Genomic DNA, 15,131 nt, shown 5'->3' on the forward strand with positions numbered 1-15,131 from the left:
GGAAAGCCGCGCGCAAACGAGGTTCGGCGGCTGATACATGCGGCTCCTGGACTGGACAGGGGAGCCAGCGTGGTTCATGACCGCATTTATCCGCCATGAGCGGACACCCTGTCAATCATTATGTTTGCTTAAAGCGCACGGACTTTTGCGGACAGACTTGTAATAAGGACAGAATGGAACAGAAAAAAACCACAGCAGAACGCCTCAAGGCCATCCGGGAGCGCTCCGGCCTGTCGATCCGGGCTATGGCCAAGAGGGTCGGGAAATCCCCCTCAGGCTATTTGCACTATGAAAGCCCGGATCGCTTCAAGGATGACATCCTGCCGATGCGTGAGGCGGAGGCTTTCGCAGATGCGCTGGCCGAACGCGGCATCGCACGCGCAGAGATCATGGAACTCGCTGGCATGCCTCCGGGAAGCTACGACGATGAGACCGGCGACGACCTTGTGCCCATCTTCAGCGTTGAGGCCTCCGCGGGCAATGGGGCGGTTGTCGCTTACGAAGACGCCGTTGGCAAACTGGCCTTCCCCCCTGGTTACCTTACGCATCTGACCACAACATCCCCCAGAAATCTCAGGATCATTTCCGTCAAGGGCGACAGTATGCTCCCGACCCTGAGCGATGACGACATCGTCATGGTAGACGTCTCCAAGCGCGATCTGAGCTATGACGGTATCTTCGTGATCCGCGACAATGGCGATGCGCTGTTGGTCAAGAGAATCGGGCGCGCGTCGCAGGCGGGCCGCGTCACCATCATCTCCGACAATCGTTCCGTTTATCCAAGCGTCGAGCGGTCACTGTCCGAAATCGAGGTCATCGGCCGGGTGATTTGGGCCGCCGGGAAAATCTGACCAGCCGCGCGCAACCCCGCGCCACCCCGCGATAAATCCGACCTGCAGCTCGATTCGCCCTGCGTGTTCGCAGCGGCGTGCGCTTTCGTGCGCATTTAACGATTGACTGATCGCTCTCCTTTTGCGATCACTTACTCGGAACATAGGGGGAACACATGGTCGCATTCGTCTCAAATGAGAACAGGGACAAGACAAGCCGCCCGCAGGTCAATTGGCGCGAGGTCGCTGCGGCATTGTGCGACCTCCTCGGCGCGGCGTCGATCTTCGCGACGGGCTATCTCTTCCTGCTGATCGGCCATGGCCTCGGCCTGGACTGAGGCCAGTAGGACCATTGTCGCCAACCAGCCGTCACGCATCTTTGGAGGAACCATGCGGATCAACACGCATTTGATTGAACAGATCAGCGCCCAGCTGCGCGACATGCTGGGCGAAGAGTTTGACCCAGAGACCTTTTGGGACACGCTCGATGGCGAAACCGATATCGCCGATGTGATTGACCACCTGCTCCGCGATCGCATGGAAGCACGTGCACTTGCGCAAGCGATCAAATCCGAAAACGACGCCCTGTCACTTCGTCGCAAGCGGATGGAGGCGCGCGAACAGGCGGCGGACAAGGCGCTTTTGCTGATCCTAGAGGCCACGGGCGAGCGGAAATTGGTGCGCCCGATGGCGACAGTATCGCGGCGCACGGGCGCGCTGTCGGTCGAAATCACCGATGAGACCGCGGTCCCATCGCAGCTGTGCAAGACCGTGGTGACGCCGGACAAGGTGGCAATCAAGGCACAGCTGCAGGCGGGCGAGATCGTGCCCGGCGCCGCCCTGGTGCGCGGAGCGGACAGCGTGAGCGTGCGGGTGGCGTGATGGCATTGAAAATCACAACAGCCGATGAGCCGATCGAGGTGAAGAACCTCTGTCTCACGGTCTATTCCCAGCCCGGCCTTGGCAAGACCAGCCTGGCCTTCACGGCCGCCCGCCCGCTGCTCTTGGATTTTGACAAGGGCGCCTATCGTGCCGTGGCGCGCAAAGATGTCGTGCAGGTCGAGGCCTGGGCGGATGTTGCCAATATCCGCGCGGCAGATCTCGAAGGCTACGACACGATTGTGATCGATACGGTGGGCAAAGCGCTGGACGCGCTCGGCGCGGACATCATCGCGAACAATGCCCGCCTCTCCTACGGCGGCGCGCTCAACCAGCAGGGATGGGGCCAGCTCGGGGTGCGGTTCTCGGCTTTCCTGAAGCTGCTGCGAGGGTTTGGCAAAGACGTGGTGCTGCTGTCGCATATGGACGAGAAAATGGATGGGGACACGATCAAGGAGCGCCTGAAAATCCAGGGCGGATCGAAAGATCTGGTTCTGACGGACAGCGACGTGATCGCGCGCATCTCGGTATTCAACAAAGAGCGCCATCTGATGTTCTCGCCCACGGAAACGGCCTTTGGCAAAGACCCTGCCGGGATCGTCCAGATCGCCATACCCGAGGCCACAAACCACGCCTTCACGACCTGCCTCGCCGCGATTATCGCGCGCATCAAGGCAGAGTTGAACACCCTGTCCGAGGAGCAGATCGCGCGGAAGGCGGAGGCGGATTGGTTCGCGAGAAAGCTGCCCCAGATCGACTCGGCCGAGGGGATCAACGCGCTTCTTGGTCGAGCCAAGAAGGCAGGCAAGGCGATCGCCAGGCAGGTTGTGGATCGGGCCAATGAACTCGGCTTCGATTTTGACCCGGAGGCCCGGAAGTACATCGCCCCGGAAAAGGTCGATATAGGCCAGCTGCAAAATCCATCCCGGGAGGGCCTGACATGCTGACCCAGCGTCAAAGCGAGGCCCTGAGCTTTCTGACCGAGCATCTCGATGGACGTGGCTTTGCCCCGTCCTACGAAGAGATCGCCCGGGCCCTGAACATGAGCTCGAAGTCCGGGGTCCATCACATCCTGCGCCAGCTTGACGAGCGAGGCTATATCCGCCGGCTGCCGGGCCGTGCGCGGGCCATCGAAATCATCCGCCGCCCTGCGGCGCCCAGAGGGACGGAATAATGTCAGGCAGTATCAATAAAGTCATCCTTCTCGGCCATTTGGGGCGCGACCCGGAAGTCCGCAGCTTCGCCAATGGCGGCCAGGTCTGCAACCTGAGCATCGCCACATCTGAAACATGGAAAGACCGTACCAGCGGCGAACGGCGCGAACGCGTCGAATGGCACAAGGTCACCCTCCATACCGAGGGGCTGATCCGGGTCGCGGAGCAGTATCTGCGGAAAGGATCGAAGGTCTTCATCGAGGGTCAGCTGGAAACCCGTAAGTGGCAGGACCAAAGCGGACAGGATCGCTACACGACCGAAATTGCCCTCCGGCCCTATCGCGGGGACCTCGTGCTCCTCGATAGCCAGGCGGGCGATGATCATGGCGGACGAATGCGTAGCGCCGACAACCAAGGCGATGGCAATGGCCCCGACGGTCGCGCGTCGCGAAAATCCGGTTATGGCGCCGGTGGCCGGCCGGGCGGGGGGCTCGACGACGACGAAATCCCCTTCATCATGGAGGGACGCCTGTGAGCCGCGCGATCGCCCTTCTCGATGGTAAAATCCGCGCCCGCGCCAAGCGCGCCGGACTAGTCCATCATACCGGCGACACCGCCGCCGCGTGCTGGCTGCCTCTTGCCCTGGTCGAGGTCATGGCGGACGGTCGGCTCGGTTTCCCCACGGCCCCCATGTTTGAATGGCGCGCGAACAAGGCGGAGCGGGTCTGATGGCATTCCCCTTCTTCGTCCGCCGCGAAGGCTCAGTGCTTATTCCCGCCTGCAAGGCAGGCCAGCTCGCCGTTGAGAGGCTCAGGCGTGGGGCGCTTTACAAGATCGAGCCGACCCAGCCCCGCAACGGTAAACAGCATCGCCTGTTCTGGGCCTTTGTCACGTATGTGGCGGACGCGTTGAATGATGGGCCGACCAGCGCCACCTGGACCGCCGAAAACGTCAAGGATGACCTTCTGGTGGCCACAGGGCGCACACGCAACCGGCCCATGACGCGCCTCGAGCGCGCCCGGCACAATGTTCCAGACGGGACCTTGGCGGTCGTGGCGCGACCGGTCTCGATCAGCTTCGTTGCCATGGGGGGCGATGAGTTCAGCGTCTTTATGGAAGATGCGATGGCCTATGTGCGCGACCACCTCGCCCCTTGGATTGAAGCCAGTGACCATTGGCCGGAGATCGAAAAAATCCTTGCCGCCAGCGCCCTTCTTCGAAGCGATGCGGGCGGCCAGAGGTCCGAAGCACCGCCGTCACGCAGCGGGAGTATTAACTGTGACAGGAGAAAAACATGACCCAGAGCCTTCGTCGTGACGCGCCTGACTTGTGGCGCGATATCGTCGGATGGTGTCGCGAGATCGGGATCGACTGGCCTGAAGATGAGATTGCCAATGTCATCGGGAAAATCCATGCCCGGACCCCTGATGCGCTGCCCGACACGATCGGCCGTGTGCTGGAATGGTGTTGCGCGGCAGAAAGCTCTGACGACGAAGAGATCGCAGCCGTCGTGTCGCTTTGGCGCGAACTTCCCAACAGCCTGATCATGATCACGCTGACTGAGGATGGCCATGTCCAGCACCGGCTCAAAGATGACGTCAATCTGGAACTTATGCCATGAGCCGCATGGACGACCCGCGCCTGGAAAAGCGTCTTGAGAAAGATGCCGAAGATATTCTCGAACAAGACATGTACCGGCGGCGCTGGCAAGCGAAAGACCGCGATGCCATCGCCGCGCGGCTACAGAAAATCGTTGTTCGGGAATCTGCGAAACAGCGCCACTGAAGCGCACAGAGGCCCGCATGAAGCGCCCCAATGCCTTGCACCCCGACCGAATGACAGCCCAGGAGCGGCGGGCTGAACTGTGTCGCCTGCTGGCGCTTGGCCTGATCCGCCTGCGCCAGAGGGACGTGGCGCAACTATCTGACGGAATTGGAGAAAGTTCCCTACACTATCCAGCCAACCAGAGCGTTCATGCAACCCCGATTCACAGGAGGACTGCATGACAAAACATGATCAAATCCCCGCGCGCATCGCCGCGTTGAAAACCACGCCGACGCCGGCACTGCGAAAGCAATGGGCCGAGTTGTTCGGCACTATGCCGCCGCCGTTCAACCGCCGATACCTGGAAAGCCGACTGGCCTATCGCATCCAGGAGTTGGCCTATGGCGGCCTGAAACCCGAGACCCTCAAAAGGCTGGCACGGCTGGGTGAAGACCTCGACGGCGGGGATCGCCTGAAAAGCCGCATCCGCGCCGATATCAAGCCGATCGCGGGCACAAGGCTGCTCCGTGAATGGCAAGGCGTCGAGCATGTCGTCACTGTGACAGTCGATGGCTACGAATGGCAGGGTCGCCCTTACAAGTCGCTGTCCGCCATCGCCCGCGCCGTCACCGGCACGCGCTGGAATGGCTGGACTTTCTTTGGCCTGAAAAACTATCGGGCGCGGACATGACCCAACCGATCCTGCGCAAACTGCGCTGCGCTATCTACACCCGCAAATCCAGCGAGGAAGGGCTCGATCAGGAGTTCAACAGCCTGCATGCGCAACGTGAAGCCTGCGAGGCCTACATTGCCAGCCAGCGCTCCGAAGGCTGGGTGGTGCTCCGCGACCAATACAATGACGGCGGTGTGTCCGGCGGCACCCTGGAGCGGCCGGGCCTCAAGGCGCTGATGCAAGACATTGAGGACGGCTTGGTCGACGTGGTCGTGGTCTACAAGATAGACCGCCTCAGCCGCTCGCTGGCTGACTTCGCCAAGCTGGTTGAGGTCTTCGATCGCACGGGCGTCACCTTCGTGTCCGTCACCCAGCAGTTCAATACCACGACCTCGATGGGGCGGCTGACGCTGAACATCCTGCTCAGCTTCGCGCAATTCGAACGCGAAGTGACGGCTGAGCGCATCCGCGACAAGGTCGCCGCATCACGCAAGAAGGGCATCTGGATGGGCGGTGTGCCGCCCTACGGCTACCGCGTCGAAAATCGCAAGCTGGTCATCGACCCCGAGCGCGCCGAGCATGTGCGATGGATTTTCTCCCGCTTTGTCGAAATCGGGTCAGCGACGGAACTGGCGCGCCAGATCGATCAGCGCGGCCTCCTGACCCCCAATGGGAACCGGATGGACAAGAAGTACCTCTACCGGGTGCTGAACAACCGCGCCTATATCGGCGAGGCGGTCCACAAGGGCGACAGTTATCCCGGGGAACACGAACCAATCCTGGACTGCGCTATCTGGGACAAGGTGCATACGATCCTGCAGGAGAGCCCCCGCAAGCGGGCGGCCAATACGCGCGCCGAAACGCCCGCGATGCTCAAGGGGTTGATCTATGGCCCCGACGGGGCGGCCTTCTCGCCAACCCACACGAAAAAGCGGGGCAAGCTCTACCGCTACTATGTCAGCCAGTCGATCCTGAAGCACGGCGCCGGGTCCTGCCCGATTGGGCGCGTCCCGGCCGCAGCGATCGAAACCGCCGTCATCGACCAGGTTCGGGCGGTGTTTCGTCAACCAGAAATCATCGCCGGCGCGTGGGATGCTGCGAAAGGCCGGTGTCGCGACATCACCCTCAATGAGGCGCGCATGGCACTGCAGCAATTCGATCCGCTGTGGGATGAACTCTTCCCAGCCGAGCAGGCGCGTATCATCGCTTTGGCCGTCGAGCGGGTCGACATTGGCACCAACGACATCCACGTCCGGTTGCGCATCGACGGTCTGGCGGAATTGGCCCAAGAACTGATGGTCAGCCCTGAGAACAAGGATGTCGCCGCATGAGCAAGAAATCCGATATCCCCGACACCGTGACCATCACCATTCCTTTCCGCGTGGCCAAGCGCGGTGGTCGGAAAGAGGTGCGGCTTCCGCCCGGCGCAAACAATCGCAGCCCAGACTATACGCTTATCAAAGCTGTCGCGCGCGCCTATCGGTGGCGCCAGATCCTCGAGGACGGCGAAATGGAAACCATTGCGGAATTGGCAGAGCGCGAGAAGATCTCACCCTCATACCTGACCCGCGTCATGCGGCTCACCTTGCTGGCGCCCGACATCATCGAAGCGATCCTGGACGGAAACCCACCGTCCGTGGGCATGACGGAGCTGCTCGATCCGATGACGCCAGTTTGGGCAGAGCAGCGGGCGGAGCTGGGCTACGACATCGGCTGAAACTCCTCTATGCAGACCGACAAAGAGCCGTTTCAAGTCAATGATTTGGAACGGTTTTTTGCTACCACAAAGGCAAAATGGGCAGCAGTCACCTCAAAGAGTTGGACGCGAGTCGCCGGTGCCATTTGTGCGACTCCGCTCGGACTCGAAAACAGCGAGACATTTTATTGATTCAAATTCAGCAAGTTACTGAAACCGTAGCGAAAAATGCGTGGTTAACAGGTCCGGAGAAAATACGGGTAAGAGAGCGCTTATGTGGGGTCGCCAAGGGGATTTCAGCGTTTTGCCCAGCACCATACTGGCGCTATAACCCTTTAATATAAGGGAAAATTTTTGGGGTGGGTTGCACTAGAGAAAGGGTCCTAGAAGCAGCGTGGCGGAGACGAAGGGATTCGAACCCTCGAGACGGTTTCCCGTCTGCACCCTTAGCAGGGGTGTGCCTTCGACCACTCGGCCACGTCTCCGCTGACCCGTTTATCCGCCCCGCTCGCGCCCGACAAGGGCAAATTCTGCATCTGCGCGAAGTTCCGGGGCTTTGGTTCAGGCGTTGAACAGGAAATGCAGGACGTCGCCGTCCTTGACCTCATAGGTCTTGCCCTCGACGCGGAACTTGCCGGCCTCTTTCGCGCCTGCCTCGCCCTTGAAGGCGATGTAATCGTCGAAGGCCACGGTTTCGGCGCGGATGAAGCCGCGTTCGAAATCGCCGTGGATGACGCCGGCGGCCTGCGGGGCCAGGGTGCCCTTGCGGATGGTCCAGGCGCGGGCCTCTTTCGGGCCGACGGTGAAATAGGTCTGCAGGCCCAGCAGCGTGTATCCCGCGCGGATCAGCCTGTCGAGGCCAGCCTCGCTCAGGCCCATTTCCTCAAGGAACATGGCGGCCTCATCCTCGGGTAACTGGCTGATCTCTTCCTCGATCTTGGCGGAAATCACGACCGAGGCCGCGCCCTGTGCCGCGGCCATTTCGGCCACGCGCGCGGATTGGCTGTTGCCACTGGCGGCGGATGCCTCTTCGACGTTGCAGACATAGAGCACGGGCTTGGCAGTCAGCAGTTGCAGCATGGCCCAGGCCTTGCGGTCATCCTCGGCCACCGCAACGGTGCGCGCGGGGCGGCCCGCCTCCAGCGCGGCCAGCGCGGTTTTCAGCAGGCGTTCCTGATCGACCGCTTCCTTGTCGCCGCCCTTGATCTTGCGTTGCAGGTTCGCCAGCCGCTTTTCGATGCTTTCCATGTCGGCGATCATCAACTCGGTCTCGATCGTTTCGGCATCGGCGACCGGATCGACGCGACCTTCGACATGGGTCACATCGCCATCTTCAAAGCAACGCAGCACATGGGCGATCGCGTCCACCTCGCGGATGTTGGCCAGGAACTGGTTGCCCAGCCCCTCGCCCTTTGAGGCGCCCTTCACAAGGCCCGCGATATCGACAAAGGTCATCCGCGTGGGAATGATCTGCTTGGACCCGGCGATGGCGGCCAGCTTGTCCAGCCGCGGATCGGGCACGGCGACCTCGCCCACGTTGGGTTCAATGGTGCAGAAGGGGAAATTGGCGGCCTGCGCGGCGGCAGTGCGGGTCAGCGCATTGAAAAGAGTCGACTTGCCCACGTTCGGCAGCCCGACGATGCCCATCTTGAAACCCATGATCTTTCCCCTTCGCTGACGTTGCGCGCCTATTACGCGCGCGGGGCACGCAAGGCAAGGCAAACGACCGGGGGCAAAACCGCCTGCCCCGATCACCGCCCCGATCCGCTGCCAAGCCCCATTGATTTTCCCCGCCCCATGCCGCAAACCCGGACCGAGGCAGGAGAGGACGCCAAGATGACTCGGATCGACGCCAAATTCGTGGAACTGAAGGCTGCAGGCAAGAAGGCCTTCGTCGCCTATATCATGGCGGGCGACCCCGATCTTGAAACATCGTTTCAGGTGATGCAGGGGCTTCCGCGCGCGGGCGTGGACATCATCGAACTGGGCATGCCTTTCACCGATCCGATGGCCGATGGGCCGACGATCCAGCTGGCCGGCCAGCGCGCGCTGGATAGCGGGCAGACGCTGCAAAAGACGCTGGATATGGTGGCCGAATTCCGCGAGGCCGACAACACCACCCCGATCGTGCTGATGGGCTATTACAACCCGATCTACAACCGGGGCGTGGACCGCTTCCTGGCGGACGCGCGCGCCGCCGGGATCGACGGGCTGATCGTGGTGGACCTGCCGCCCGAGGAAGACAGCGAGCTGTGCATTCCCGCGCAAAAGGCCGGGCTGAACTTCATCCGCCTGGCGACCCCCACCACCGATGACAAGCGCCTGCCCAAGGTGCTGCAGAACACGTCGGGCTTTGTCTATTACGTCTCGATCACCGGCATCACCGGGGCGGCGGCGGCGCAGGCCGGCGATGTCGCCCCCGAGGTGGCGCGGATCAAGGCGCAGACCGATCTGCCGGTGATCGTGGGCTTTGGCATCACCACGCCCGAGGCCGCCGAAACCATCGCCGCGGTCGCGGATGGCTGTGTCGTGGGGTCGGCCATCGTCAAGCTGATCGGCGAGGGCAAGCCCGTGGCCGAGGTGCTGGACCGCGTGGCCGCGCTGGCCGGCGGGGCGCACCGGGCCTGAAACCTGGGGGCCTGAACCGGGGCCTGATCGCGGGGCAGCGCCACCGCGACGATCCGGTCAGCCCAGCGTCACATCCAGGATCATCATCAGAACCAGGCCCAGGGTCAGCCCCGCGGTGGCCCTGTTCTGATGGCCGTGGCGGTGGGTTTCGGGGATGATTTCGTGGCTGATGACATAAAGCATCGCCCCCGCCGCGAAGGCCAGCCCCCAGGGCAACAGCGGCGCGGCCAGCGTCATGGCGCCCGCCCCCAGCAGCCCCCCGATCGGCTCGACCAACCCGGTCAGCAGCGCGATGACAAAGGCGCGGCGGCGGTCATAGCCCTGCCCCCGCAGCGCCACGGCCACGGCCAGCCCCTCGGGCGCGTTCTGCAACCCGATCCCGATGGCCAAGGACATCCCGTGTGAAATTTCGCCCGTGCCAAAGCCGATGCCCACGGCCATGCCTTCGGGAAAATTGTGGATCGTGATCGCCAGAACGAACAGCCAGATCCGGGCCAACGCGCCCGGATCGGCGCCTTCGCGGCCTTCGATGAAATGTTCATGCGGCAGCATCTCATTCATCGCGGCGACCGCGATCGCGCCCAGAACGATCCCCCCCGCCGCGATCAGCGCCGCCCCAAAGGTCGATCCGCTGGCCAGTTCGGCGGCCTCGATCGCCGGCAGGATCAGCGAAAAGAACGAGGCCGACAGCATCACCCCGGCGGCAAAGCCCAGCAGCGCATCGCTTGTTTGCCGCGAAATGCTGCGGCCGAACAGAACGGGCAATGCCCCCACCCCGGTCATCAGACCGGCACACAGGCTGCCCAAAAGGCCCCAGACAATGACGCTCACCGCCGCCTCCCGTTTGCGGCACTGGATACCGGGCGCGGCAAAAAGGCAAGCAGCCGCGTGGCGATTGCACGGCCCCGCAGGGATTGGTAAAAGCGAATGACCAAATCCGGCTATAGGAGGCCCGCATGCCCGTGATCACCTGCATCGACGATCTCAAGCGGCTGCACGGCCGGCACACGCCGAAGATGTTCTATGATTATGCCGAAAGCGGCAGCTATACCGAACAGACCTTCCGCGAAAACACCACCGATTTCGCGCAGATCCGCCTGCGCCAGAAGGTGGCGGTGGACATGTCGGGGCGCAGCACCGCAACGCAGATGATCGGCCAGCCGGTGACGATGCCCGTGGCCCTTGCCCCCGTGGGCATGACGGGGATGCAACGCGCCGATGGCGAGATCAAGGCCGCCCGCGCGGCCGAGAAATTCGGCGTGCCCTTTACCCTGTCGACCATGTCGATCTGCTCTATCGAGGATGTGGCTCAGCACACCACCAAGCCGTTCTGGTTCCAGCTATACGTGATGAAGGACGAGGATTTCGTCGACCGCATCATCGAACGCGCCAAGAAGGCGAATTGTTCGGCACTGGTGCTGACGCTGGATCTGCAGATCCTGGGCCAGCGCCACAAGGACCTGAAGAACGGCCTGTCGGCCCCGCCGAAACTGACCCTGCCCACGCTGGTCAACCTGGCGACGAAATGGGCCTGGGGCCTGGAAATGCTGGGCACGCCACGGCGGTTTTTCGGCAATATCGTGGGTCATGCCAAGGGCGTGGGCGATGCCTCCAGCCTGATGAGCTGGACCGCCGAACAATTCGACCCGCAGCTGGATTGGTCCAAGATCGCGCGCATCCGCGACCAGTGGGGCGGCAAGCTGATCCTGAAAGGCATCCTGGATGAAGATGACGCGCGCATGGCCGCCGATTTCGGCGCCGATGCGATCATCGTGTCGAACCACGGCGGGCGCCAGCTGGATGGCGCGCTGTCCGCGATCCGCATGCTGCCGCGCATCGTGGCCGCAGTGGGCGACCGGATCGAGGTGCATATGGACAGCGGCATCCGGTCGGGGCAGGACGTCTTGAAGGCGCTGGCGCTGGGGGCGCACAGCACCTACATCGGGCGCGCCTATATCCACGGCCTTGGCGCCATGGGCGAGGCTGGCGTGACCCAGGCGCTAGAGGTGATCCGCAAGGAACTGGACATCACCATGGCGCTGTGCGGGGAACGCGATGTCAAGGCGCTGGGGCGGCACAACCTGCTTCTGCCCAAGGGCTTTCTGGACGCCTACGAATAGGCCGCGCCCCGGGACCGGGGCCAGATTCCCCCTTGCCTTTCGGGCCCATCGCGGGTAACCGGGCCCCCTTGCGGGCCTGCACCCTTGGAGGAGGCCCGGTAACCTATTGACCTATGGAGAAGACCAATGGCCAAAGAGATCGAGAATCTCGAAGCTGTGGTGCGGACGGGGACAGGCAAGGGGGCCGCTCGTCAAGCGCGTCGCGAGGGCTATGTGCCCGGCATCGTCTATGGCGACGGCAAGGACCCGCAGCCGATCAACCTCGACTACAACAAGCTGCTGACCCGCCTGCGCAAGGGCCGCTTCCTGTCGACGCTGTTCAACCTGCAGGTTGAAGGCCAGGAAGACGTCCGCGTGATCTGCCGCGGCGTGCAGCGCGATGTGGTCAAGGACCTGCCGACCCACATCGACCTGATGCGCACCCACCGCAACTCGCGGATCGCGCTGTTCATCCACGTCGAATTCGTGAACCACGAAGCCTCGCCGGGGCTGAAGCGTGGCGGCACGCTGACCGTGGTCCGCCCCGAGGTGGAACTGGAAGTGCTGGCGGGTGACATCCCCGAACAGATCGTGGTCGACCTGACCGGCAAGCAGATCGGCGACGTGATCCACATCAACGACGTGGTCCTGCCCGCCGGCGCCAAGGCGACGATCGACCGCAACTTCGTCATCGCCAACATCGCGGCACCCTCGGGCCTGCGGTCGTCGGACAATGAGGAAGCCGGCGAAGAGTGATCTTCGCGCAAGCGAACCGGGAAGCGCGGGGCCCTTACCGGCCCCGCGTTTTCATTTGGGCCAGGGTTGCGCGCCCCCCTGCCCCGTCGCTAAAGTCGCGCGCGAAACGGAGGGGGCATGAAACTCTGGGTAGGGCTTGGCAATCCGGGCGCGAAATATGCCGCGAACCGGCACAACATCGGCTTCATGGCGGTGGACCGGATCGCCGCCGATCACGGCTTTGCGCCCTGGCGGTCGAAGTTTCAGGGCCAGCTGTCCGAGGGCAATCTGGGCGGGGCAAAGGTGGTCCTGCTGAAGCCCGAAACCTTCATGAACCTGTCGGGCCAATCGGTCGGCGAGGCGATGCGGTTTTACAAGATCACGCCCGATGATGTGACCGTGTTCCACGACGAACTGGACCTGGCGCCGGGGCGCTGCCGGGTCAAGACGGGCGGCGGACATGCGGGGCACAACGGGTTGCGTTCGATCCACGCCCATGTCGGCGAGGCCTATCACCGGGTGCGGCTGGGCATTGGCCATCCGGGTCACAAGGACCGGGTTGCGGGCTATGTGCTGTCGGATTTCGCCAAGGCCGATCAGGATTGGCTGGAGGATCTGCTGCGCGGGATTTCGGACGGGGCGGCGGCGCTGGCGGCGGGCGATGGCGCGCGGTTTCTGAACGCGGTTGCGCTGCGCACCGCGCCGCCGCGATCCTCGACGGGGGGCGCGAAGACGGATGGCGTGAAGACGGGGGAAACGAAAAGCGGGGCGGCAAAGCCAGTGGCGGCAGCGGCGGCGCAACCTGCCAAGGCCGCCCCCGAACCGGAACCGCCGCGGTCGGCGCTGGAACGGCTTGTGGATCGGTTCCGCCGCTAGGGGGCTGTCTGCCCCCTCGGCGCGTGCCGCGCCTCACCCCCGAGGATATTTCGGCAAAGCCGAAGGGATCAGGGCGCGACGGGGGCCCAGATCACCGCGTCGATCCGCGGCGCGCCGGTGGCCAGCATCACCAGCCGGTCGAAGCCCAAGGCGATGCCCGAAGCGGGCGGCATCAGGGCAAGTGCCGCCAGAAAATCCTCATCAATCGGATAGCGTTCGCCGTAGACGCGGTGCTTTTCGTCCATTTCCAGCTGGAAGCGGCGGCGCTGTTCGCCCGGGTTGGTCAATTCGCCAAAGCCATTGGCCAGTTCCACCCCGCAGGCATAAAGCTCAAACCGTTCGGCCAGGCGCGGATCATCGGGGGCGGGGCGGGCCAGCGCCGCCTCGGCCACGGGATAGCGGTCAAGGATGGTGGCGCGGCCATGGCCCAGATGCGGTTCCACCCGGTCCACCAGCACCTTGGACAGGATGTCGGACCAGGTGTCATCGGGTGCCAGACGCAAACCCGCGGCCGCGGCCTGGGCGCGCAACGCCCCGGCGTCGGTTTCACCCGAGGGGGCGATCGTGGCCATCAGGTCGATGCCGGCATAGCGATCAAAGGCATCGGGCAGGCTAAGCCGTTCGGGTTCGGCGAAGGGGTCGCAACAATGGTCGCGGTAGCGCAGGCTGGTGGCCCCCGCGGCGCGGGCGGCAAGGCGCAACATCTGGGCGCAGTCCTGCATCAGGACGGTGTAATCTTCCCCCGTGCGATACCATTCCAGCATGGTGAATTCGGGGCTGTGCAGCACCCCGCGTTCGCGGTTACGCCAGACATGGGCAAAGGCCGCGATGCGCGTTTCCCCCGCCGCCAGTAGCTTTTTCAGCGCGAATTCGGGCGAGGTATGCAAATACATCCGACGCCCCTGCCCGTCATTGCCGATCGCCTCGGTGGCGAAGGCGTGCAGATGCGCCTCATTGCCGGGGCTGATCTGCAGGGCGGCGGGATCAACCTCGGTAAATCCTTCGTCGGCCAGCCAGCCCCGGATCGCCGCCTGGATGCGATTACGCGCCAGAAGAAGCGGGCGACGGTCGGCGTGGGTTTCGGGGTTCCACCAGGGGGTCAGGGGCATTGCGGCGGCTTTCGGCTGGAAATTCCGGTTCAGATAGGCTAGGCGCGGGGCCAAGCGCCCGCATCCTTACGCCGCGGGCCTGTTCATCACAAGGAAGAGCACCCGTGAAAGTCATCGCCTCCTCGCTGCGCAAAGGCAATGTCGTCGAGATCGACGGCCATCTGTATGTCGTTCTGACCGCCCAGAACTTCCACCCCGGCAAGGGCACGCCCGTGACCCAGGTCGACATGCGCCGCATTTCCGACGGCACCAAGGTGTCGGAACGCTGGCGCACGACCGAACAGGTGGAACGCGCCCATGTCGAAGAAAAGGAATATGATTTCCTGTATGAGGATGGCGAAGGCTTCCACTTCATGGAGCCCGAGACCTATGAACAGCTGGTCGTGACCGAGGATGTCGTGGGCGATGCCAAGGTGCACCTGCGCGACGGGCTGCGCGTCTGGCTGAAAACCTTCCAGGACGTGGCGATCGCCATCGAACTGCCGCAGAAGGTGACGGTTGAGGTCGAAGAAACCGAACCCGTGGTCAAGGGGCAGACGGCCTCGTCGTCCTACAAGCCCGCGACCTGCACCGGCGGGATCCGGGTGATGGTGCCGCCGCATATCGGCGTGGGCACCCGCATCATCATCAACACCGAGGACAATTCCTACGTGGAACGCGCCAAGGACTGATCCGGGTCCGGGACAGG

General features: G+C 63.3%; 21 protein-coding genes and 1 tRNA gene. 18 read left to right on the forward strand and 4 right to left on the reverse strand.

From position 1 onward, the window contains the following. The first annotated feature begins 173 nt into the window (after nucleotides 1-173). From MXB90_RS10925 to MXB90_RS10985, 13 genes are all read left to right on the forward strand, one after another. Nucleotides 174-851 carry a S24 family peptidase gene (locus MXB90_RS10925; RefSeq protein ID WP_250044591.1) on the forward strand — a complete coding sequence of 226 codons (678 nt, stop codon included), beginning with the start codon at nucleotides 174-176 and terminating at the stop codon, nucleotides 849-851. Nucleotides 852-1,006: 155 nt separating this feature from the next. Further along, a complete protein-coding gene (locus MXB90_RS10930) occupies nucleotides 1,007-1,168 on the forward strand; it encodes a hypothetical protein (protein ID WP_250044593.1) in 162 nt (53 codons plus the stop codon). Next, nucleotides 1,149-1,712 (forward strand): siphovirus Gp157 family protein, encoded by a 564-nt coding sequence (locus MXB90_RS10935; RefSeq protein ID WP_250044595.1) that lies wholly within the window; start codon nucleotides 1,149-1,151, stop codon nucleotides 1,710-1,712. Before MXB90_RS10930 ends, MXB90_RS10935 begins: the two co-directional genes overlap by 20 nt. Continuing rightward, nucleotides 1,712-2,656, forward strand: a complete 945-nt coding sequence (locus MXB90_RS10940; RefSeq protein ID WP_250044597.1) for an ATP-binding protein — start codon at nucleotides 1,712-1,714, stop codon at nucleotides 2,654-2,656. The genes MXB90_RS10935 and MXB90_RS10940 overlap by 1 nt, the downstream gene beginning before the upstream one ends. After that, nucleotides 2,650-2,883 (forward strand): LexA family protein, encoded by a 234-nt coding sequence (locus tag MXB90_RS10945; protein ID WP_250044599.1) that lies wholly within the window; start codon nucleotides 2,650-2,652, stop codon nucleotides 2,881-2,883. The genes MXB90_RS10940 and MXB90_RS10945 overlap by 7 nt, the downstream gene beginning before the upstream one ends. Then, entirely contained in the window at nucleotides 2,883-3,398 is a 516-nt protein-coding gene (gene ssb / locus MXB90_RS10950) for a single-stranded DNA-binding protein (protein WP_284040806.1), read from the forward strand. The genes MXB90_RS10945 and ssb overlap by 1 nt, the downstream gene beginning before the upstream one ends. Then, nucleotides 3,395-3,592, forward strand: coding sequence for a hypothetical protein (locus MXB90_RS10955; RefSeq protein ID WP_250044607.1), 198 nt, complete (start codon nucleotides 3,395-3,397; stop codon nucleotides 3,590-3,592). Before ssb ends, MXB90_RS10955 begins: the two co-directional genes overlap by 4 nt. After that, on the forward strand, nucleotides 3,592-4,161 hold the full coding sequence (locus tag MXB90_RS10960; protein WP_250044609.1) for a hypothetical protein: 570 nt from the start codon (nucleotides 3,592-3,594) through the stop codon (nucleotides 4,159-4,161). The genes MXB90_RS10955 and MXB90_RS10960 overlap by 1 nt, the downstream gene beginning before the upstream one ends. Further along, a complete protein-coding gene (locus MXB90_RS10965; RefSeq protein ID WP_250044612.1) occupies nucleotides 4,158-4,484 on the forward strand; it encodes a hypothetical protein in 327 nt (108 codons plus the stop codon). Before MXB90_RS10960 ends, MXB90_RS10965 begins: the two co-directional genes overlap by 4 nt. Continuing rightward, nucleotides 4,481-4,648, forward strand: a complete 168-nt coding sequence (locus MXB90_RS10970) for a hypothetical protein (RefSeq protein ID WP_250044614.1) — start codon at nucleotides 4,481-4,483, stop codon at nucleotides 4,646-4,648. The genes MXB90_RS10965 and MXB90_RS10970 overlap by 4 nt, the downstream gene beginning before the upstream one ends. Nucleotides 4,649-4,865: 217 nt before the next feature. Then, the gene (locus MXB90_RS10975; protein ID WP_250044616.1) at nucleotides 4,866-5,318 is read left to right on the forward strand and encodes a DUF2924 domain-containing protein; all 453 of its coding nucleotides are present in this window, start codon (nucleotides 4,866-4,868) and stop codon (nucleotides 5,316-5,318) included. Beyond that, a complete protein-coding gene (locus tag MXB90_RS10980) occupies nucleotides 5,315-6,631 on the forward strand; it encodes a recombinase family protein (protein WP_250044617.1) in 1,317 nt (438 codons plus the stop codon). Before MXB90_RS10975 ends, MXB90_RS10980 begins: the two co-directional genes overlap by 4 nt. Continuing rightward, nucleotides 6,628-7,017: a hypothetical protein gene (locus MXB90_RS10985; protein ID WP_250044619.1), complete on the forward strand. Its 390-nt coding sequence runs from the start codon at nucleotides 6,628-6,630 to the stop codon at nucleotides 7,015-7,017. The genes MXB90_RS10980 and MXB90_RS10985 overlap by 4 nt, the downstream gene beginning before the upstream one ends. 374 nt (nucleotides 7,018-7,391) lie before the next feature. On the opposite strand, the gene MXB90_RS10990 is transcribed toward MXB90_RS10985, so the two are convergent. After that, nucleotides 7,392-7,481 (reverse strand) — tRNA-Ser (locus MXB90_RS10990). Between the two features lie 76 nt (nucleotides 7,482-7,557). Continuing rightward, nucleotides 7,558-8,655 (reverse strand): redox-regulated ATPase YchF, encoded by a 1,098-nt coding sequence (ychF, locus tag MXB90_RS10995; protein WP_250044627.1) that lies wholly within the window; start codon nucleotides 8,653-8,655, stop codon nucleotides 7,558-7,560. A 177-nt stretch (nucleotides 8,656-8,832) separates the two neighbouring features. Here ychF and trpA point away from each other — a divergent pair, with 177 nt between their 5' ends. Further along, nucleotides 8,833-9,624, forward strand: coding sequence for a tryptophan synthase subunit alpha (gene trpA, locus MXB90_RS11000; protein WP_250044628.1), 792 nt, complete (start codon nucleotides 8,833-8,835; stop codon nucleotides 9,622-9,624). Nucleotides 9,625-9,681: 57 nt separating this feature from the next. On the opposite strand, the gene MXB90_RS11005 is transcribed toward trpA, so the two are convergent. Beyond that, on the reverse strand, nucleotides 9,682-10,407 hold the full coding sequence (locus MXB90_RS11005; RefSeq protein WP_250044688.1) for a ZIP family metal transporter: 726 nt from the start codon (nucleotides 10,405-10,407) through the stop codon (nucleotides 9,682-9,684). A gap of 173 nt (nucleotides 10,408-10,580) precedes the next feature. On the opposite strand from MXB90_RS11005, the gene MXB90_RS11010 reads away from it, so the two are divergent. From MXB90_RS11010 to pth, 3 genes are all read left to right on the forward strand, one after another. Continuing rightward, nucleotides 10,581-11,744: an alpha-hydroxy acid oxidase gene (locus tag MXB90_RS11010; protein WP_250044629.1), complete on the forward strand. Its 1,164-nt coding sequence runs from the start codon at nucleotides 10,581-10,583 to the stop codon at nucleotides 11,742-11,744. 126 nt (nucleotides 11,745-11,870) lie between these two features. Further along, nucleotides 11,871-12,479, forward strand: coding sequence for a 50S ribosomal protein L25/general stress protein Ctc (locus MXB90_RS11015; RefSeq protein WP_250044630.1), 609 nt, complete (start codon nucleotides 11,871-11,873; stop codon nucleotides 12,477-12,479). A 117-nt stretch (nucleotides 12,480-12,596) separates the two neighbouring features. After that, nucleotides 12,597-13,334: an aminoacyl-tRNA hydrolase gene (gene pth, locus MXB90_RS11020; RefSeq protein ID WP_250044631.1), complete on the forward strand. Its 738-nt coding sequence runs from the start codon at nucleotides 12,597-12,599 to the stop codon at nucleotides 13,332-13,334. A 68-nt stretch (nucleotides 13,335-13,402) separates the two neighbouring features. On the opposite strand, the gene epmA is transcribed toward pth, so the two are convergent. Next, nucleotides 13,403-14,443, reverse strand: coding sequence for an EF-P lysine aminoacylase EpmA (epmA, locus tag MXB90_RS11025; RefSeq protein WP_250044689.1), 1,041 nt, complete (start codon nucleotides 14,441-14,443; stop codon nucleotides 13,403-13,405). 104 nt (nucleotides 14,444-14,547) lie between these two features. On the opposite strand from epmA, the gene efp reads away from it, so the two are divergent. Further along, nucleotides 14,548-15,114 carry an elongation factor P gene (gene efp / locus MXB90_RS11030; RefSeq protein ID WP_250044632.1) on the forward strand — a complete coding sequence of 189 codons (567 nt, stop codon included), beginning with the start codon at nucleotides 14,548-14,550 and terminating at the stop codon, nucleotides 15,112-15,114. The last annotated feature ends 17 nt before the right edge of the window (nucleotides 15,115-15,131 follow it).

Origin of the sequence: Phaeovulum molybdatiresistens (assembly GCF_023544865.1) — a bacterium.
Lineage (GTDB): Bacteria > Pseudomonadota > Alphaproteobacteria > Rhodobacterales > Rhodobacteraceae > Pontitalea.